This is a genomic window from Methanosphaerula palustris E1-9c (genome assembly GCF_000021965.1).
Taxonomy (GTDB): Archaea; Halobacteriota; Methanomicrobia; order Methanomicrobiales; family Methanospirillaceae; genus Methanosphaerula; species Methanosphaerula palustris.
Genome location: NC_011832.1, coordinates 2,692,987 through 2,711,302, shown reverse-complemented (window position 1 = coordinate 2,711,302; position 18,316 = coordinate 2,692,987). Strand labels below are relative to the sequence as shown.

The 18,316-nt window shown below is 59.8% G+C and carries 26 protein-coding genes; 11 read left to right on the top strand and 15 right to left on the bottom strand.

Annotated elements, in window-relative coordinates:
* Nucleotides 1-5 precede the first annotated feature (5 nt).
* Together MPAL_RS12930 and MPAL_RS12925 are read right to left on the bottom strand one after the other, a co-directional pair.
* A complete protein-coding gene (locus tag MPAL_RS12930; protein WP_012619176.1) occupies nt 6-287 on the bottom strand; it encodes a hypothetical protein in 282 nt (93 codons plus the stop codon).
* A 12-nt stretch (nt 288-299) separates the two neighbouring features.
* On the bottom strand, nt 300-527 hold the full coding sequence (locus MPAL_RS12925) for a hypothetical protein (protein WP_012619175.1): 228 nt from the start codon (nt 525-527) through the stop codon (nt 300-302).
* A gap of 61 nt (nt 528-588) precedes the next feature.
* On the opposite strand from MPAL_RS12925, the gene MPAL_RS12920 reads away from it, so the two are divergent.
* The 5 genes from MPAL_RS12920 to MPAL_RS12900 all read left to right on the top strand — a co-directional run bounded on the left by MPAL_RS12920 (nt 589) and on the right by MPAL_RS12900 (nt 4,955).
* Nucleotides 589-1,716 (top strand): M24 family metallopeptidase, encoded by a 1,128-nt coding sequence (locus tag MPAL_RS12920; protein WP_012619174.1) that lies wholly within the window; start codon nt 589-591, stop codon nt 1,714-1,716.
* On the top strand, nt 1,713-2,588 hold the full coding sequence (gene map / locus MPAL_RS12915; protein ID WP_012619173.1) for a type II methionyl aminopeptidase: 876 nt from the start codon (nt 1,713-1,715) through the stop codon (nt 2,586-2,588). The genes MPAL_RS12920 and map overlap by 4 nt, the downstream gene beginning before the upstream one ends.
* Before the next feature lie 66 nt (nt 2,589-2,654).
* Complete coding sequence (locus MPAL_RS12910; RefSeq protein ID WP_012619172.1) at nt 2,655-3,914, top strand: ATP-binding protein; 1,260 nt, start codon at nt 2,655-2,657, stop codon at nt 3,912-3,914.
* Between the two features lies 1 nt (nt 3,915).
* Nucleotides 3,916-4,635: an MBL fold metallo-hydrolase gene (locus MPAL_RS12905; protein WP_012619171.1), complete on the top strand. Its 720-nt coding sequence runs from the start codon at nt 3,916-3,918 to the stop codon at nt 4,633-4,635.
* A gap of 47 nt (nt 4,636-4,682) precedes the next feature.
* Nucleotides 4,683-4,955, top strand: coding sequence for a DNA-directed RNA polymerase subunit L (locus MPAL_RS12900; protein WP_012619170.1), 273 nt, complete (start codon nt 4,683-4,685; stop codon nt 4,953-4,955).
* A gap of 20 nt (nt 4,956-4,975) precedes the next feature.
* Here MPAL_RS12900 and MPAL_RS12895 read toward each other — a convergent pair whose 3' ends face one another.
* The 3 genes from MPAL_RS12895 to cofD are packed head-to-tail and all read right to left on the bottom strand — an operon-like array spanning nt 4,976 to nt 6,847.
* Nucleotides 4,976-5,218, bottom strand: a complete 243-nt coding sequence (locus MPAL_RS12895) for a hypothetical protein (RefSeq protein ID WP_012619169.1) — start codon at nt 5,216-5,218, stop codon at nt 4,976-4,978.
* A gap of 5 nt (nt 5,219-5,223) precedes the next feature.
* Entirely contained in the window at nt 5,224-5,898 is a 675-nt protein-coding gene (locus MPAL_RS12890) for a molybdopterin-dependent oxidoreductase (RefSeq protein WP_012619168.1), read from the bottom strand.
* A gap of 46 nt (nt 5,899-5,944) precedes the next feature.
* A complete protein-coding gene (gene cofD / locus MPAL_RS12885) occupies nt 5,945-6,847 on the bottom strand; it encodes a 2-phospho-L-lactate transferase (RefSeq protein ID WP_012619167.1) in 903 nt (300 codons plus the stop codon).
* Between the two features lie 44 nt (nt 6,848-6,891).
* Here cofD and MPAL_RS12880 point away from each other — a divergent pair, with 44 nt between their 5' ends.
* Both MPAL_RS12880 and MPAL_RS12875 read left to right on the top strand, forming a co-directional pair.
* A complete protein-coding gene (locus MPAL_RS12880) occupies nt 6,892-8,100 on the top strand; it encodes an HD domain-containing protein (RefSeq protein WP_012619166.1) in 1,209 nt (402 codons plus the stop codon).
* A 57-nt stretch (nt 8,101-8,157) separates the two neighbouring features.
* Entirely contained in the window at nt 8,158-8,742 is a 585-nt protein-coding gene (locus tag MPAL_RS12875; protein WP_012619165.1) for an HVO_0476 family zinc finger protein, read from the top strand.
* Here the strand turns inward: MPAL_RS12875 and MPAL_RS12870 are convergent.
* Together MPAL_RS12870 and MPAL_RS12865 are read right to left on the bottom strand one after the other, a co-directional pair.
* Nucleotides 8,739-9,380, bottom strand: coding sequence for a type 1 glutamine amidotransferase (locus tag MPAL_RS12870; RefSeq protein WP_012619164.1), 642 nt, complete (start codon nt 9,378-9,380; stop codon nt 8,739-8,741). The genes MPAL_RS12875 and MPAL_RS12870 overlap by 4 nt on opposite strands.
* Nucleotides 9,381-9,429: 49 nt before the next feature.
* On the bottom strand, nt 9,430-10,212 hold the full coding sequence (locus MPAL_RS12865) for a DODA-type extradiol aromatic ring-opening family dioxygenase (RefSeq protein WP_012619163.1): 783 nt from the start codon (nt 10,210-10,212) through the stop codon (nt 9,430-9,432).
* Nucleotides 10,213-10,296: 84 nt separating this feature from the next.
* Between MPAL_RS12865 and MPAL_RS16375 the strand changes: the two genes are divergently transcribed.
* Complete coding sequence (locus MPAL_RS16375) at nt 10,297-10,455, top strand: hypothetical protein (RefSeq protein ID WP_158303686.1); 159 nt, start codon at nt 10,297-10,299, stop codon at nt 10,453-10,455.
* 19 nt (nt 10,456-10,474) lie between these two features.
* Here the strand turns inward: MPAL_RS16375 and MPAL_RS14825 are convergent, their stop codons facing one another.
* The 7 genes from MPAL_RS14825 to MPAL_RS12825 all read right to left on the bottom strand — a co-directional run bounded on the left by MPAL_RS14825 (nt 10,475) and on the right by MPAL_RS12825 (nt 14,873).
* Nucleotides 10,475-11,158, bottom strand: a complete 684-nt coding sequence (locus MPAL_RS14825) for a tetrahydromethanopterin S-methyltransferase subunit A (protein ID WP_012619161.1) — start codon at nt 11,156-11,158, stop codon at nt 10,475-10,477.
* Between the two features lie 5 nt (nt 11,159-11,163).
* Complete coding sequence (locus tag MPAL_RS12850; RefSeq protein WP_012619160.1) at nt 11,164-11,577, bottom strand: arsenate reductase ArsC; 414 nt, start codon at nt 11,575-11,577, stop codon at nt 11,164-11,166.
* A 60-nt stretch (nt 11,578-11,637) separates the two neighbouring features.
* Nucleotides 11,638-12,723, bottom strand: coding sequence for an ACR3 family arsenite efflux transporter (gene arsB, locus MPAL_RS12845; protein ID WP_012619159.1), 1,086 nt, complete (start codon nt 12,721-12,723; stop codon nt 11,638-11,640).
* A gap of 42 nt (nt 12,724-12,765) precedes the next feature.
* Nucleotides 12,766-13,101: a putative zinc-binding protein gene (locus tag MPAL_RS12840; RefSeq protein WP_012619158.1), complete on the bottom strand. Its 336-nt coding sequence runs from the start codon at nt 13,099-13,101 to the stop codon at nt 12,766-12,768.
* A 4-nt stretch (nt 13,102-13,105) separates the two neighbouring features.
* Nucleotides 13,106-13,558 carry a putative zinc-binding protein gene (locus MPAL_RS12835; protein ID WP_012619157.1) on the bottom strand — a complete coding sequence of 151 codons (453 nt, stop codon included), beginning with the start codon at nt 13,556-13,558 and terminating at the stop codon, nt 13,106-13,108.
* A 2-nt stretch (nt 13,559-13,560) separates the two neighbouring features.
* A complete protein-coding gene (locus MPAL_RS12830) occupies nt 13,561-13,803 on the bottom strand; it encodes a thioredoxin family protein (protein WP_012619156.1) in 243 nt (80 codons plus the stop codon).
* Nucleotides 13,804-13,898: 95 nt separating this feature from the next.
* Nucleotides 13,899-14,873 carry a permease gene (locus MPAL_RS12825; RefSeq protein ID WP_012619155.1) on the bottom strand — a complete coding sequence of 325 codons (975 nt, stop codon included), beginning with the start codon at nt 14,871-14,873 and terminating at the stop codon, nt 13,899-13,901.
* 345 nt (nt 14,874-15,218) lie between these two features.
* Here MPAL_RS12825 and MPAL_RS12820 point away from each other — a divergent pair, with 345 nt between their 5' ends.
* Nucleotides 15,219-15,659 carry an MFS transporter gene (locus MPAL_RS12820; RefSeq protein ID WP_012619154.1) on the top strand — a complete coding sequence of 147 codons (441 nt, stop codon included), beginning with the start codon at nt 15,219-15,221 and terminating at the stop codon, nt 15,657-15,659.
* Nucleotides 15,660-15,731: 72 nt separating this feature from the next.
* Here the strand turns inward: MPAL_RS12820 and MPAL_RS12815 are convergent, their stop codons facing one another.
* Nucleotides 15,732-16,367: a type 1 glutamine amidotransferase family protein gene (locus MPAL_RS12815; protein WP_236610396.1), complete on the bottom strand. Its 636-nt coding sequence runs from the start codon at nt 16,365-16,367 to the stop codon at nt 15,732-15,734.
* 173 nt (nt 16,368-16,540) lie between these two features.
* Here MPAL_RS12815 and MPAL_RS12810 point away from each other — a divergent pair, with 173 nt between their 5' ends.
* Nucleotides 16,541-17,110 (top strand): cache domain-containing protein, encoded by a 570-nt coding sequence (locus MPAL_RS12810; RefSeq protein ID WP_012619152.1) that lies wholly within the window; start codon nt 16,541-16,543, stop codon nt 17,108-17,110.
* Nucleotides 17,111-17,327: 217 nt separating this feature from the next.
* Nucleotides 17,328-18,314 (top strand): ATP-binding cassette domain-containing protein, encoded by a 987-nt coding sequence (locus tag MPAL_RS12805; RefSeq protein ID WP_012619151.1) that lies wholly within the window; start codon nt 17,328-17,330, stop codon nt 18,312-18,314.
* Nucleotides 18,315-18,316: the final 2 nt, after the last annotated feature.

Genomic DNA, 18,316 nt, shown 5'->3' with positions numbered 1-18,316 from the left:
CGGGGTCAGCGTCTGATCGAGGAGAGGATCGCGATCAGGTCGTCCAGGTTCTGATCCAGGGCCCCGAGCAGGGCCTCGGTCCGCTGTGTTACAACAGCACCTGCCGGGGATGCCGAAATGTATCCATCCTGCTCGAGCACCCGGAGCGAGTACCTGACCCGGTGCACTGGCAGATCAAGCAGTTCGGCGAGCCTGGTGATCCCAATCGGCTGGTGATCCCGAACCGTTCGGGCGATCTCGATATGCCGCTCGAAGAGCTCGATCTCGCCGCGTAGTTTGTCGATCATCAGGGCCTCAGGTCAAGGCTGGCTGTTGAGCCAGGCCTTCTCCACCCGGTACATCCGCATGAAGAGCGCCGAGAGCGCTACAGCTGCGATAAATAACCCCAGTGAGAACGGAATATTCAGATCGAACGGCGCCTTGAAGAGTGCAATCACTCCAAACGCAACCAGCAGAACGATCACATTGAGGACGAGCGTCAGTTTATAAAACTTCCACTTGAACCGCCCTTTTGTCGCCTCATCCATTATTGATACTGCACGTCTATGATAAAAGTACTTCTGGTTTCACCTCGAATCATAGTACCCAATGAAGCTGCTCGATATGATGACAGAGCAGAGCGGAGCTGCAGCCTATGTCGGCTACGGCTCCTCCCTTGACCCTGATATGCGCTACCTGACCAGATTCTCCTGTACCGATCCGGTGGTCTATCTGAAGCGAAGAGGGGAGCAGGGGCAGATCGTCGTCTCACAGATGGAGTATGGGAGGGCGATGCAGGAGTCAGCCTTCCTCCCGGTCACCCGCTCCGAGGCCGGCCTGCTGGAGATCTTAAAGGAGGAGCCCGACCACTGGAAGGCGATGGCGACGATGATCAGCCGGCTCGCCGGCGGGAACCTGCTCGTCTCGCCGACCTTCCCGGCCGGGCTGTACGCCCCCCTCTCCAGCCTCTGCACGGTTGTCGTCGACGACCAGACCGTTGAACGAATGCGAGCCGTCAAGAGCGAGGAGGAGATCGCCTGTATCAGGATGGTGCAGCAGGCGACCGAGGCCTCGATGAAGACGGCCAGGAGAATGATCCGCCGGGCGAAGGTGAAGAAGGGCGTGCTGCAGAGAGGGGGCGAGCCCCTGACCGCCGAACTGGTGAGGCAGGCGATCCATACCGCACTCCAGAAGTACGGCTGCACCGGGGCCGAGACGATCGTCTCCTGCGGCCCGGACAGTGCCCTACCGCACCACGCCGGGGCCGGCCCCCTCCTCGCCGGAGAGCCGATCGTGATCGACATCTTCCCGAAGAGTGACACGACCGGGTACTATGCTGACATGACCCGGACCTATGTGAAGGGGGAGGCCGACCCGGCGATCATGGAGATGTATACGGCCGTCAGGGACGCCAAGGCCGCGGGACTCGGTGCGATCAGGGCCGGGGCCGAAGGGGCCGCCGTCCACCGGGTCGCCGTCGACCTCTTCGCCGAGCGGGGGTATGCCACCGGGACGACCGGGTTCACGCATAACCTCGGCCACGGGGTCGGGCTGGCGGTCCATGAACTGCCGACGCTCGGTCCGTCAGGGGGGCCCTTGGGTGCAGGAGAGGTCGTGACCGTTGAGCCGGGGCTTTACTTCCCTGGCATCGGCGGGGTCCGGCTCGAGGATCTCTGTGTGGTCAGACCCGACTGCGCAGAGAACCTGACCCGGTGCAAAGAGGAGATGATTCTATGAAGGACGAGATACGTGATAATTATACAGAGGCCGGAACGCTGGCCTCTGCGATCTTAAAGAAGGGACGTGGGATGGTGACTGTCGGGGCATCACTGCTCGATGTGGTCGAAGGGATCGAACAGATGGTTGTCGATGAGGGGGCCGGGCTCGCCTTCCCGCTGAACGTATCGTTCAACGAGGCCGCAGCTCATGACACTGCATATGCCGGGGACGAACGGGTCTTTGCCGCAGGTGACCTGATCAAGATCGACCTCGGCGTCCACCTGGATGGGTATATAGCGGACACTGCGACCACCGTCAACCTCGGCGACCATGCCGACCTGGTCAGCGCCTCTGAGCAGGCCCTCGCCGAAGCGATCCGGGCGGTAAGGCCCGGAGTCACCACCGGCGAACTCGGCGGGATCATCCAGCAGACCATCGAGGCGAAAGGGTTCAAACCGATCGCGAACCTGACCGGTCACGGCCTTGGGCAGTTCCAGATCCACACCCAGCCGTCGATCCCGAACATCAGGCTGATCGGGGGCACCCCCCTGGTTGAGGGAATGGTGATCGCCATCGAACCGTTCGCGACCACCGGGAGCGGCCGGGTGAACGATGAACAGAGGATCGAGATCCTGCAGCAGATCGGGAACCATCCGGTCAGGATGCCGGCGGCGAGGAGGGTGCTGGAGGATATCAGCGATCGAAACGGAATGCCGTTTGCACGCAGGTGGATCACCGATCAAAAGCGGGATCTGGCACTGAACGCGCTGATCCGGGCCGGTGTCTGCTACGGCTATCCAGTCCTCCATGACCAGCCAGGTTCGATGGTCTCGCAGCATGAACACACCCTGATCGTGACCGAAGAAGGTTCCTTCGTCACCACTGCATGATTGGATATGCTTATCGCAGGGGCCGGCGAATAGATACGGTTAAGATCTATGTCCGGAGACGATGAGATGCTGAAGCTGACAGAGGTTGTCCTGACAGCCGAGGTCTACAACCAGTACCAGAGACTCAACATCAACGATCTGACTCCTGTCTGCAGGGAGATCTTTGGTGTCACCAGCAAGTCTGCCGAGGTGAAACGGCCGGTCAGTGTTAGTGAAGGGATGATCAGAAAGGTATTCGGGATCTCGGATGCCGCCGAACAACTGAAAGCGAACCCGTTCGTCTCCTACGAGGAGTTCGGCCAGCGGCTGCGGATCACCGCGCTGCCCGGTGCGGCGGACTGGTTCGTCAAGAAAGGAGGGACCGCGCAGATCCAGCGGAACCCTGCACTCGCCTGGTACTATGAGACGGAACGTCAGGTCGACGTGTCGTACCTGCAGGCCAAGGCCGCCAATATTCCGTACGAGGATACTCGGGCCTACTTGGAGAAGAAGATCTCCGCGATCATCGCCGATGACGAGAAGATCCGGGGGGCGCTGGACCTGATCATTGTGTCAGCCCCTGAAGAGGTGACCCAGCGGCTTGAGGACCTGGTCCTCTCCCCTGAGCAGGAGGACAGCATCAGAAAGATCAACACGGCGATGGCCAACCTGGACTTCCTCCGGGCTCATGATATCCATGAGGTGGGCAAGTTCCTCTTCGTCGGCCCACCCGGTACTGGTAAGACCTCGCTGGCGCTCTCGATGTCGCATGTGCTGCACATGCCGATCCTTGAGGTCCGCCTCTCAATGATCACCTCGCAGTACCTCGGCGAGACCTCCAAGAACATCGACCGGATCTTCGACCTCGCGAGAAAACTGACCCCGTCGATCCTCTTCATCGACGAGTTCGACTTCATCGCGAAGAGCCGGACCAACGACGATCACGGCGCGATGAAGCGGGCCGTGAACGCCCTCTTAAAGAACATCGACCAGGTGAACCTGGTTAAGAATGGCGTGGTACTGATCGGGGCCACCAATCACCCGCGTCTGCTCGATGACGCGGCCTGGCGGAGGTTCGACGAGGTGATCGAGTTCGCCCTCCCGGATACCGGAATGCGCAGAACGATCCTCTCCAAACTGACGGCAACCCTGGACTCGTCCCTGAACCTGGACCAGCTGGCAGAGGAGACTGCCAAGTTCTCAGGGGCCGATCTCCGGATGATCGTCAAGGAAGGGATGATCTCGGCACTGATGCGGGGTCAGCATATGATCTCCCAGGACGACATCGAGAAGGGTGTCGAGATGGTCGAGAAGCGGAACACCATCAAGGACTGTTGCTGGGTGTAGGATGAAACTTCGGTTGCTCGGTACCGGGGATGCGATAGGCACCCCAAAGATCAGGTGCGCCTGTCCCCAGTGCATGGAGGCATACAGAACCGGGGAGCAACGCCTTCGAACCTCGCTGCTCATTGAGGTGGACGATCGCCACCTGCTGATCGACACCTCGCCCGACCTGCGGCAGCAGCTCCTCTGCGCAGGATCACCAGAGATCGACGCAGTGATCTGGACCCATGGCCATTATGATCATTTCATGGGATTTGGAGAGTTCTACCGGGTGCAGAAGCCGCCGGCCGTCTACGGGGCGGCAGAGGTGCTGGAGTACTGCGGCCAGACCTTCTCGTTCCTTCCATTCGAGAGGCACCCGGTCACACCGTTCAAACCGTTCGAACTGCTCGGGATGACGATCACCCTCTTCCCGGTCAACCATCCGCCGGCATACACTACCGGCCTTCGGATCGAGCACCAGGGGACGGTGATCTGTTACACCGCCGACACCAGGGCCGACCTCGACCCGGCGAGCAGGGCCATGTTGCAGGGAGCCGACCTGCTCCTGATCGACGGGATTGTTCCGCCCGGATTCCACATCCACAAGCACATGAACTATGAGGAGGCCTGCCAGATCGCAGAGGAGAGCGGGGCGAAGGAGTTCCGATGTGTCCACCTCTCTCACAGGATCCCGTTCGACACACCCCATGCCGGGCACGATGGCGAGATGTTCTCCTTCTGAGGCATCACCCATACCTATATCCTTCTTCCCCTACCAACCATAAAGGCATGGAGATCAAGATCCTTGAGCTGGAGAAGGATAAAGCACGCCTTCTGATCGCAGGAGAGGGCAATACCTTTATGAACGCACTGACCGAGGAGATCCTGACCGATCCTGAGGTCGATGTGGCACGATACCGGATCAAATACCAGTTTTCAGACCCTGAACTCTTCATCACGACCAAGGGCGAAAAATCCCCGATAGCCGTGATCCGCGAGGCCTGCGGCAGGCTCTCGGGGTTCTGCGACGAATTGCTCAAGGACCTGGACGCAGCAGAGTAACCTACCTGTTTCTTTCCGATTCAATGCTCTTTTTTTGGATTCCCACCCCATGACGCGGTCATGTACAGGTGGAGGAGGACCAGTATGATAAACGGTCCCCAGAGTAGCGTATGGATGTCCTGAGCCTGGGCCTTTCCGAGGAGGCCAAAGGTCAACGGCGTGACCAGCCCGGGATTGGCGATCCCAAACCCGGTGAGCAGGTAGAGGGCGATCAGTAGGAGCAGCAGGTTCGCGATGTACTTCTTCAGCACGGTTCGTCTCATAACGCTCATCCAAAGAACGACCGGTTCAGATCGCCATCGGGGGCGTACCCACGCTGCTCCCAGTACCCACGGTAACCTGTATCATCAGAGACCTCGATCCCGGTCACCCAGCGGATCCATTTGTATCCCCATTTATCCTCAGCCACTAGGGCGAACGGGTACCCCCGCTCGGCAGGGAGGGTCAGATTGTTCACCTGGTAGGCGAGCAGGATCGGCCGGTCGGTGAAGTACGATCTGGGGAAAGAGGTCGTATACCCGTCCGCCGCCTGAAAGATCACGATCGACCCCTGATCGTCCGGCACAGAACTGTTCAGCAGGTCACTGACCAGTACCCCCTGCCAGAGGAGAGTGGCGTCCCACCCCTCGACGCAGTGGAGGGTGACGACCTTTTCGTAGTGGGGAAACCGGTCCAGCACCTCCTGGTAGGTATAATTCTGTGGTTTGGTGACCAGCCCGCTCACCGTGAGGTGGTAGGTCCCGATGTCGACCTGCTGCGGTCCCTTGATCGAATTCTCCCGGATCCCCTCGATCGGGGTCAGTGGCTGCCCCTCGTAGGCCGCGATCTCGGCGGAGGGGAGTCTGGTAGCCGACCGGTCCTGGGCGAGGTCGGCGAGGTAGACTGCCCCGACGATCACGATCGCCACGACCAAGACCAGCCGGTAGAGGCGGGCAGGTGCCATGGGCAGTGAATGGCGGACCGGGGATTTAATGGTTGAGGTGCTCGACTCAGGCGAGGCTCTTCATCAGGGAGAGCACCTCAGCGGCGAGGGCGGTGCTCTTCTCCTGGTCCTTCATCAGGGTATCGCACCGGACCGCCCCGGGGACGGCGACCGGGTCGCGGATGTCCTGCACGAAGATGTCGACAAAGTCCCGGTACAGCCCGAAGGTCCCGAGCGACGAGGGCTCAACCCCGGAGGCCTTCATCAGAGCCGCAGCCGGTCCACTGATCGGGGCATCCCCAATGAATGGACTGACTGCGATCACCGGCTTCTCCCTGAGGAGATCCGGGACCCAGATGCACTCGAGGATCGGGCCGATGCTGGTGACCGGGTTCGAGGGGCCGACGATCACCGCATCGCACTCCATCAGGGCCTCAAGGACGGCCTGCGAGGCTTCGAACCGCTCAGGCTGCCTGACCACGCTGGTGATCGGGACCTGGCCATGGTGCCGGATCCAGTACTCCTGGAAGTGGATCAGCCCGTTCTCGGTAGCCACCATCGTCCCGACCGGTGCATCGGACATCGGGAGCACCCGCGCCTTAACCCCGAAGGAACGACAGAGATGCCGGGTCGCTTCGGTCAGGGTGGACCCGTTCCGAAGCATCTCTCCACGTGCGATGTGCACAGCCCGGTCCTGATCACCGATCGCAATGAACTCGTTCGCTGATAGGGGGACGAGAGCCTCGTGGGTGAGGAATGTATCTCCCCTGATCCCCCACCAGGTATCGGTGTTCAACAGCCCGGCATACAGGTAGATGACGGTATCGACATCGGGCGAGAGGTGGTTGCCTGAGATCCAGAGGTCCTCGGCGGTGTTCACGACGACTGTGATCTCTTCATCGGGGACCAGGGCATGAAGTCCACGGAGGAGTTTTGGGGTGCCGGTGCCCCCGGACAGCACTGTGATCATTACGAATATGTTTATCCCGCCGCTCTCTAGAGTATCTATCGACGATGAAGATCATCAAAGACCCAGTCCACGGGTATGTCGAGGTGGATGACCACCTCCTCCCACTCCTCGACGCCCCGGTGATGCAGCGGCTTCGTGCAGTCCGGCAGCTTGGGTTCTCGTACCTGGTCTATCCTGGGGCCAACCACACCCGCTTCGAACACTCGCTCGGGACGATGCACCTGGCTGGGCTGATGGCGCGGCAGCTGGACCTCCCTGCCGAGGAGACACTACTGGTGAAGACCGCGGCCCTGCTCCACGACATCGGCCACGGTCCGTACTCCCATGCGATCGAACCGTTCATGGAGGAGTACACCGGGCGGAGCCATCACCATATCAGGGAGGTTCTGGTCAGCACCGGTACCTGGGATCTGATAAATGACGCCGGGATCGATCCTGAGGCGGTCTGCGCCCTGATCGAGGGGGAGCACCCGCTCGGCGGGATCATCCACGGGGACCTGGACGTGGACCGGATGGACTATCTGCTGCGGGATGCCCACTACACAGGGGTGCCATACGGCACCGTCGACGCCCACCGATTGATCCGATCGGTGATGTTGACCGACAGGGGCATGGTCCTGCGGGAGAGCGGGATCAATGCCGCCGAGTCCCTGCTGATCGCACGGACCCTGATGCGCCCGGCGGTCTACTTTCATCATGTAGGACGGATCGCCGAGGGGATCTTCGGGCTGGCGCTCTATTACCATATCAGTACCGGCGTTGACCAGACTGATATGGCGGCTCTGGTCCGGATGGACGATGGGGCCTGCATCCAGACACTCAGGAACTCCGCCGCCCAGAGGGCGCAGCTCCTGGTGGCCCGGCTGCTCCAGCGGGATCTCTTCAAGCGGGCGCTGTACGTTGGTAAGGACCAGATCAATACCGCTGCCCTCCCGGCGGTCCGGCCACAGCACGAGGAACGGGCGATCGCAGCTGCAATCGCCGATCAGGCTGGGGTCAGGGAGGAGGAGGTGCTGGTCGACATCCCCGAGTTCCCGCACGAGATGTCGATGGCCGTTCAGGTCAGGCACCGGCATCTGACTGTGCAGCTCGAGGAACTCTCCCCGATGTTGAAGACCCTGAACGAGACCCGGCAGGGGCAGTGGAGGCTCGGGGTGTACGCCCCGGCCGCAGTTTCAGAGCAGGTCGGATTGGCGGCGGCTGCTATCCTCCACATCAGAAAACCGACCGCCCAGGGGAAGCTCATCCTCTGAGTCAAAGACCGACCGGTGCAATCATGCTCATATACCCCCCTCCCCAATAGGTACCGCATGAGTATCCGTGCATGCTGCCCTGCCTGCGGCGAGGAGTCGTCGCATCAGGTGCTCCGCGAGGCCGCTGATCTGCTGGTCCAGTGCGGTGCCTGTGGCCACATCTATCATATGCCGCGGGAGAAAGAACCCGAACCCATCAATGTGAAGACGGTGATCAGCGCAGAGTCGCAGTCCCGGCTCGGTGTGATCGATCTCCTCCCTGACGAGAAGATCTCGCTCGGCGACATGCTCGTAGCTGAGCTGGACGACGAGACAGCCGTCGGCGTCGAGGTGACGGCCATCGAGGTCGGCGCCAAGCGGCCGATCATCGCCGCTGCCTCGGAGATTGACACCCTCTGGACCAGGGCGGTCGAGGATGTCGTCGTGAAGGCCTCGGTCCACAACGGGCGGATCACGATCCCCCTGTATCAGAAATGCGATGGAGAGGAGGAGTTCGCTGTGGACGGAGTCTATGACTTCGCCGGCAAGAAGATCCGGATCTCACATATCAAACTCCGGGACGGTCCGATCCTCAGAAAGGAGGGGTGGAAGGCCTTCGCCCGGAGGATCAAGCGGATCTACGGGACCTACGTCCGGTATTAGAGCGAGAGGAAGAGTTCGGTCACCCGACGGCAGATCTGATGACCCTGTTCGGCATACACCAGGCTCTCCTCCCTGATAGTCACCTGCTCTGCAGGTGACTGATCGGTGATCAGCGCCTCGATCCGCTCGGGGGTCATCTCCAGGTGGAACTGGAGGCCGAGCGCACATTTATACAAAAATCCCTGGTTCTGTACCTGTTCTCCCCTGCAGAGGAGCGTCCCTCCGGCCGGGACTGAAAAGGTTTCCCCATGGAGCTGAAAGGCCGTGAACCGGTCCGGGAAGATCGTCCTGTCACCGGCGATCATGCGCCACCCGATCTCCTCCACTGACTTCGTCACCACCCCGCCGAAGGCCGCGGCGATCTGCTGGGCACCCAGACAGATCCCGAGCACCGGTTTGCCTGACGCGACGAACTCACGGATCACCTGCTGCTCCTCCCCGATGAACGGGAGGGTCGCCGTATCGTTCACGCTCATCGGACCCCCGAGCAGCACCAGGTGGGTCGCTGATTCCGGCATGGCCAGGTGGCCGGTTTCGTAGACATTGACCACCTCGACCTCGGCTCCGTTCGCCGTCAACTCTTCTCCAAGCATCTCTGCCGGCTCCTCCGGCGTGTGCATCACCACTACGACCTTCATGGTTGATCAACAGTACTGGCGTTGTCGTGGCATTAAGCGATTTGGTCCCTTAAAACGCAAAGGCACCCATCCCGAGGTCGCCGAGGTCCCAGCTCTGGTGCAGGATCGTCCCCTTCGCCCCGGGGCCTGCGGTGCCGGCGATCGTCAGCAGCGGCATGAAATGATCGGGGTACGGGTGGGCACGGGCCGGATACGGCGCCTGTTCCTGGAAGTGAAGGAGGGCGTCGTGGTTGCCTGTGGTGACGGCCCGGTTCAACCAGTCGTTGAAGGCGATGGCCCAGGGGTCAGGGTCCGCTCCCTCTCGCAGGTTTGCGTACCCGAGCGGGTGAACGGCACCGCCGCTGCCGATGATCAGCACCCCCTCATCCTGAAGCGGGGCGAGGGCCCGACCGACGGCATAGTGGGTGGCTGGGTCGAGGTGCTGCTGGATCGAGAGTTGGACCACCGGCACACGGGCATCCGGGTACATCAGCATCATCGGCACCCAGGTGCCATGGTCGATGCCGCGGGTCTGATCGGTCCTGCAGGGGAGGCCGGCCCCTTGGAGCAGGCCGGCGACCCGGTCTGCAAGCGGGGGCGACCCAGTGGCAGGGTACTGAATCCGGTAGAGTTCGTCGGGGAAGCCGGAAAAGTCATGGATCGTCTCGGGGTGCAGCACGGTGCCGACAGCGGGTTCCCTTGTTTGCCAGTGGGCCGATATGCAGAGGACCGCTGAAAGATCACTGTACTCCCTGCCGAGTTCCTGCAGGAACGTTCTGGCCGGGATCTGCTCGAACGGGAGCGTCGGGGCTCCGTGTGAGACGAAGATCGCCGGCAACCGACCGCTGGTCATCGATAGCTCTCCATAAGATCAGATGTGGAGATCGGAGGGATATAGAACCATATGTTTATAGCTCAGAAGAACAGATCTGGACCGATGAACTGCAGCCTCTGCGGGTCTCCGGGCACCCGTTTTGTGAAAGCGATCCACCGGGACCACGGCCTCGTCTACCTCTGCGAGGACTGTTACCAAAAAGAGCGGGAGACCCTCCATCCGGCCGGATCGAACTGCACCTGTCATCCGCCCCAGCAGTGAACCCCTGACCTTCGCCTTGTTACTCGTGAAGTCGACCGGCATTGTGTGCCCTGAGCCGCTCCATCAAGTCGAGCGCTTTCTGTTTTGCCGCCTGCTCCTTCTCGTCCTTCGGCACGGCCCAGGGCTGCGTCACCTTCCAGGTGAGAGAGCCTCCGATCGACGGTTCCGGGTATGCCCCGGGATCACCGACCATGACCCCCCGGAACACGGCCGGCTGCTCCTGAAAGCAGGCCCTGACCGCCTCGCGGATCGTCGCCGCGTCCTGAAACTGGCAGTCGACGAGTGTGACCTGATCAAGGAACCGGTTGACGACCGGACGGGGGATGTTGTAGAGAAACGGAAACGGAGCATCGGACCCGACGATACGGGACTGCTCGTCGATGCCGTTCTTAAAGAGTTCCTTCAGGGCGGCTCCGGTGGCGTGCCCCTCTGACTCAGGGCCGCCGAGCACCAGGAATCGGATGTTCGGGTTGCCAACGATGTTCCAGATCAGTTTCTCAAACCCGATGTTCGGGGTCTGGACCGTCCCCGAGAGGGCGGCCCCGGTCTCGACGCCGACCCTGACCAGATGCTCGATCTCGGGCGGGATCTTGTCCTCGTCGGTGTTCAGCACGATCGCGACCGCCACCGGCGAGAAGTCGTTGCCCCGCAGGTACCTCCCCTCCTCGGGAGGGTACTCCGGGTGCGGCCGGACCTTCAGCATCCTCCCTACGCCCCACCGAAGGTGGTATCGATCCAGCCGGTGATCTCGTCGCGGATCGACCGGAACGCAGTCACCTGTTCATCTGAGGTTCCGGCTACCGCGGCCGGATCGGAGAAGCCGGCATGGATCGTCTCCTTCGCCCAGGGAAACATCGGACAGATCCCCTGCGCCGCATCGCAGACTGTAACCACGACATCCATCTCCTGGCCGATGAACCCGCCGAGGTCCTTGGACCGGTGGCCTGATATATCGATCCCGATCTCGGCCATCACCAGGATGGCGAGCGGATGGACCGCGGTCGCGGTCGTGCCGGCGCTGAACGCCTCGTACCGGTCGCCGTACTTCTCCCGCAGGTAGCCCTCGGCCATCTGGGAGCGGGCCGCATTGTGGGAACAGATGAAGAGAATACGCTTTTTCATGATGATCCTCCATGGATCGCTGCCTTTGAGATACCTTTCGATCGTGAGATCGAGATCATGTCAGGGTACACTCCTTCGGATCGGACAGATCCCATCCCCCTCGCTGTGATACCACCGCTTCCGGATGTACAGCGCCACATTGACCAGCCCGATCATCACCGGCACCTCGACGAGGGGGCCGATGACGGTCGCGAACGCCACGGTGGAACCGATCCCGAAGACGGCCACAGCCACGGCGATCGCCAGCTCGAAGTTGTTGGAGGCCGCCGTGAACGAGAGGGTGGCCGACCGGGCGTAGTCGACGTCGAGTCGGTGCGCCATCCAGAAGGAGACAAGGAACATCACCAGGAAGTAACAGAGCAGTGGGATCGCGATCCTGACCACATCGAGCGGCATCTGCACGATGTACTCCCCTTTCAGGGAGAACATCACAATGATCGTGAAGAGCAGCGCGACGAGGGTGAGCGGTGAGATCCGCGGGATGAACCGGGTCTCGTACCACTCGCGGGACTTCACCCGGAGCAGGGCGAACCGGGTCACGGCGCCGGCGATGAACGGGATACCGAGATAGATGAAGACCGAGACGGCGATCTCTCCGATTGTGATGACGACGGCCGTGCCGGCGCCGACACCGAGCAGGGGCGGCAGGACCGTGATGAAGATCCAGGCGTACACCGAGTAGAGGAAGACCTGGAAGACCGAGTTCAACCCGACTACCGCAGCGCAGTAGTCACAGCTGCCGCCGGCCAGGTCGTTCCAGACGATCACCATCGCGATGCACCTGGCGAGCCCGACCAGGATCAGCCCGTACATCAACTCGGGCCGGTCAGAGAGGAAGAGGACCGCGAGCGCGAACATCAGCACCGGCCCGACGATCCAGTTCTGGAAGAGCGAGAGGCCGAGCACCTTTCTGTCCCGGAAGACCGTGCCGAGCTCCTCGTACCGGACTTTCACGAGTGGCGGATACATCATCACGATCAGCCCGATCGCGATCGGGATCGAGGTGGTGCCGACCGAGAAGCCGGTGATCACCTTCGGTACAGAGGGGATACAATAGCCCAGACCGATCCCAATCGCCATCGCGAGAAAGATCCAGAGGGTCAGGTATCGGTCCAGGAATGAGAGATGTTTCGTGGTTTTTGACATAGTAATGCTCCGTGGTGTGATGCCGATCCTTGGGGGTGACTTCTACAACAGGTCCGTTGCGTTCTGGATCGCCTCGATCTCGTCGTACCGGACCTCGGCCCGGCTGTCCTTGACGATGCCAAGTTTGGTGGCCATGAGCCGGATCGAGGGTTTCACACCGGCCTCGTCCGCCTTTTTGCTCCCGCAGCAGTCTTTGCATCCGTCGAGCACGAAAACGCAGGAGGCTTCAGCGACCGCGTCGGCGATCGCCTTTGGACCTGCCTGGGCCCGGACCCATTCGACCCGGCCCGGCCGGCGGGTGAGGATCTGGCGGCCGACCTGTTCGGTGAGCCGGCCGACGTTTGAGAGGCCCGAGCAGGTGATCAGCACAATCGGCATCGGTTCATCCGCAGTTGCAGCCCCCGCCGCAACCACAGCCTCCCTCGCTGCTCTTTTCATTCAGGTCACCGGTTGGCGGCTGCTTCCGGTCGGTTGCAACGGCTCCGACCACCCGCTCGCTCTCCTCGTCGTGGAGGGTCAGGTCCCCGGACTTCGTGATCCCGAAATAGGTCACCATGATATGCCTGTCAGGGATGATCCCGGCCAGTTCGAGGGTCTTCTTTACGCAGGCAACCTCACAGCCATCGATCGCGACCACCTCGTCTGCCGCTTTGGCGGCCGCGATGAACCTTTTCTGCTGACTCCCGATGCCGGCAAGACAGCCGATCCGGCCCTTACCCTCTTGGGTCAGCCGGACGGTAGCCGCATTCGCGAGCTGCCCGGTATTCGATACATCGGAGCATCCATAGAGTACAGTCCGCTTCCCCTCGCCACAGGTACATGACGTCTCAGCCATGCTCATTTCCCCTTCGTGAGCATCCCGCTCAGTTCCTTCACCGAGGGGACACGGCCAGAGACCTTCAATTCCCCGTCGACCATCAGGGCCGGAGTGAAGATGACCCCGCGTTTCATGATCTCGGCGATGTCGCTGACCTTGACGACCTCGGCCGTAAGCCCCAGTTCTTTCACCGTCTCCAGCACATTCTTTTCGAGCTGGTGGCACTTCGCACACCCGGTTCCAATCACTTCAATCGTTGTCATGGTAATCACCTGTTGTTGTCGCTGTTTCTTTTTTCGTTGCATCAATTCTTCCGATTGTTCGTCAGGTATGGTCCTATCCGGGGTCTTCCCACTGGTCACCCCATCAGGAAGTTGAAGAGGTAGCCGACGAAGATGATTCCGATCCCAACCACGCCGATGAAGATGGCCAGGAGCTGCGGTTTGAGGACCTTCCGGAGGAGGATCATCTCGGGGATCGAGAGGGCGGTGACGGCCATCATGAATGCGAGGGCAGTGCCCATCGCGACTCCGGCTCGGGTCAGTTCCGAGACGAGCGGGATCACGCCCGCTGCGTTGGAGTAGAGCGGGATGCCGATCAGCACCGCAACGATCACCGCGAACGGGTTGTCCCTGCCGGCATAGGCGGCGAGCGCTCCGGCCGGCACCCAACCGTGCATCAAGGCGCCGATGGCGATCCCTATCACCACGTAGATCCAGATCCTCCTGATGATATCGACCGAACCAACCCAAGCCTCCTTCAGCCGTTCGGGGAGGGTCGGTGCTGCTCCAGCCGCCCCGAGCGACCCGACCTTGATCTGGTAGACGTACTCCTCAACGTACCGCTCGAGCCCGAGCCGGCTGATCACGACCCCGGCGACGATCGCGATGATCTCACCGGCTGCGATGTAGGTCAGGGCGATCTGCCAGCCGAAGAGGCTGTAGAGCAACCCGAGTGCCACCTCGTTCACCATCGGTGCCGCGATCAGGAACGAGAAGGTGACCCCGAGCGGGATGCCGGCCTCGACGAAGCCGATGAAGAGCGGAACGGCAGAACATGAGCAGAATGGGGTCACGATCCCGAGCAGGGCTGCGAGGATGTTGCCGACGAAGGTCGATCCCTTCCGCTTGGCCAGCCAGGCCCGGGTCTTTTCAGGGGTAAAGAAACTCCGCAGAAAGGTGATCCCATAGATGATCACCAGCAGCAGGATGAAGATCTTCACCGTGTCATAGATGAAGAAGTTCAGGGCGCTGCCGGCCTGCGAGGTCGGGGCGAGACCGAAGACGGTATAGGCCAGCCAGTCGGCGGCCGTCTGCACCACTTCAAAGACCACTGGTTTCACCCTCGATCATCATCGTGGTATCGTTCATCTTTGATCTTCACCTTTCTCTCTCATCCCCATGCAGGGGGGCATTGTCCACCTCATTATTCATCAAACGATCGTTTCCCGCCGGCCTGGATGGAATGGTGCCGTCCAGGAGATTATTTCAACATTTATTGAATATAATTGGGTGGGGTATATAATTTTCTATTTCAGAAAAAATTGAACTATTCTCGAGGACGAGAGAGGCTTAATAGAAAGAAATAGAAGCCTTAAGATTACTACTAAAAACCTTATCAGAATATCAAATATTTTTATATATATACTTTATTATCCCTATTACTGATCGCAGGCTGTATGTCATCCCCGAATACGACACAGACAACAATCACCGCCATATCGGCCCCGGTTTCTATCTCCTCCACGCCGGAGGCAACCCACACCGTCGGAGGCACGACGGCCGGCACCGGGTTTGCCTATGCCCCGCTGAACAGTGCCGTCATGGGTGAGGCGCCATTGAAAGACCGGGGAGCAACATCCGGCCTTATCAAAATGATGTCCAACCTGGGTTCATCACTCGGAGTCGCACTTGTCATGCTGGTCACGACAGTAGCGGCCGAATCAAAGATGGCACAGACAGCGGTCCACATGCTCTCCTCGACAGAGATGGCCAGGGCGTTTGATCTGGTTTTTTTCTTCCTGATGTGCACTGTCGTGCTTGGGATCGTGCTGATGCTCCTCGTAAAGGAACATGATACAGGGTACAGTACCGAAGGGGAGCCAGTAACTCCTTATTAATCAGGAGATGTACCTGATCTCACTTTTTTTGATCCTGAAAATCCCCGGCCTGATCCCTCCAGGGGAAAGCCGTTACCGCGGACCCGGGAGAGACCCCATAAGTGCGTAGAAATATTCGGGTTTCCGCACAGAATAGAGCCCATGCCATGCTTCGAGCGTCGTAGGGTTCATCACCTCCAGTTTCTTGAACAGGTGATACGCGAACTCCACCGGTGCGAGCCCGCTCGCGGTGATCAGATTGCCATCAGTGACCGCAGGTTCGTCGACATAGTATTCTTTCCCGTGGTAGGCCGGGCAGAACATGGTGAGCACCGCGAGATCGTTGCTGGTGTGGGGACGGTTGTCCAGCAACCCGGCACTGGCAAGCCCGAGCGTGGCTCCGCAGATCGCGGCAACAGTCATCCCCTCGCCCAGCAACCGACCCACGGTGGCGAGGGTCTGCTGCTGTGACGGGTCCAGCCAGGTATCCGCTCCAGGCAAGAGAAGCACGTCGCCGGCAGATGGGTGGATATCAGAGATCAGTACATCAGGAGATAGATACAATCCACCCATGGTTGTGACGGCATCCATTGAGCGGCCGCATAATATAACGTCATACTGATACGAGGGATCCCTGAGGTACCGACCGGATCGAAGCTCGGCAAGAACATACCCGGGTTCCCAGTCAGCCAGCGAATCCAGGATATAAAGGTAGAGTGAACGCATCATGGATACCTTCTCTCGTGCTGACCAGATTAAAGTAATCCCGATGGGATAGATAGCGCAGGAAAAGAGAAACCGGTTTGTATGCACACGCATCTGTTATACCTCAAGTGACCGGTTTCATCGTCATCTGGAATAAATCTGCCAGATTTATCAGCAGATATATCCAATATAACCGAATGAAAAAACAATCACTTTCGTTCCTCATTTTGCTCGTCATCGGCGCATCCCTCCTCGTCGCCGGCTGCGTACAGAACCAGCCCGTTGTCAACACCACGACACCGGCACCTACCAGCACCCTCCTGCAGCAGGCGAACGCCACCTCAAATACCTCGCTCGTCTCCTTCGTCGACAGCGCCGTTGCCTATGCTAAGACCAACGGCAAAGAGAGAGCCCTTGCAGAATTTAACAATCCGAACGGCTCGTTTGTCAAAGGGGAACTCTATATCTATGCCTATGATTTCAATGGCACCACCATCGCCCATCCATTCAACCCTGAGAAGATCGGCATCAACCGTATGAACGAGACCGATGCACAGGGAGGGCTCTTCATCAAGAACCTGACTGATATGGCCTTGAATGGAACTGGTTTTGTCCAGTTTGCCTACATCAACCCAGCACATAACAATTCGGTCGAATCCAAACTGGGGTATGTGGAGAAGGTGGACGATACCTGGTACCTCGGCTCCGGAATCTATAACGGGCCGGTAAACACGATCGCAAAGAAGACTATGAAACAACAGCAATAACTTTTTTTCCTTCCCTGGCGCTGAACCAGGTGCACACCCTTGACTGTCACCCGGGACGAAGAGGATGGTATCGGGGGATGGAACTGATGGTCACCATCCCAAAGAGATGCACCCGGCCCGTTCAGCTCTCTCGGGACTTCTATAAAAAGCATATTAACAGAACAGAGTAGTAATATAGCATACTACTTTCCGATATTGACAGAGAGGAGACGATCTCATGACAGTTGCATTGCATATCCAGAACCTGACCCGGCGTTTCAACGATCTGGTCGCCGTCGACAATATCTCCTTCGATATCGATCAGGGGGAGATCTTCGGCCTGCTGGGACCCAACGGCGCCGGAAAGACAACGACTCTTTCGATGCTCTCCACCATGCTCACCCCCACATCCGGTTCAGCCACGATCAACGGCATCGATATCGAACGGGACCCGGACGGGGTCAGGAGAGCCATCGGTATCGTCTTCCAGGACCAGAGCCTCGATGAAGAACTGACCGCATGGGAGAATATGGACTTCCATGGCCGACTCTATCGCATCCCGGCAGAGACCCGTCACCAGCGGATCACCGAACTCCTCACGCTCGTCGAACTGAACGATCGCAGGGACGATATCGTCAAAACCTTCTCCGGGGGGATGAGACGCCGGCTGGAGATCGCTCGCGGCCTCCTCCATCACCCTTCGGTCCTCTTCCTCGACGAACCGACCCTCGGCCTCGACCCCCAGACCCGCAATCATCTCTGGCAGTACATCGACACGCTCGCCAGGGAGAAAGGGATCACTATCATCCTCACGACCCATTACATGGAGGAGGCGGACCGGTTATGTCACCGGATTGCCATCATCGATCATGGTAAGATCATCGCCATCGACACCCCGGAGAATCTGAAGAACGGTCTCGGCGGGGATCTGATCACCATCAGGTCCCCCCAGCCGGCAGCTGCAGTCGAAGCCCTCAAGCAACCCTGGGTGATTCGGGTGGAGACCCACAACGATGACGTGGTCGTCAGTCTGAAGAATGCCGAGCAGTTCGTCAGCACGATCGTCACGCTCCTCAACGAGAGGGAGGTGCCGATCACCTCGATCGCGATCCACAAGCCCACCCTCGAGGATGTCTTCCTCTCCTTCACCGGGAAGACCATTCGGGAGCAGGAAGCAGACCATAAGGAGCAGATGCGGACACACCAGAGAATGGGGAGGCACTGATC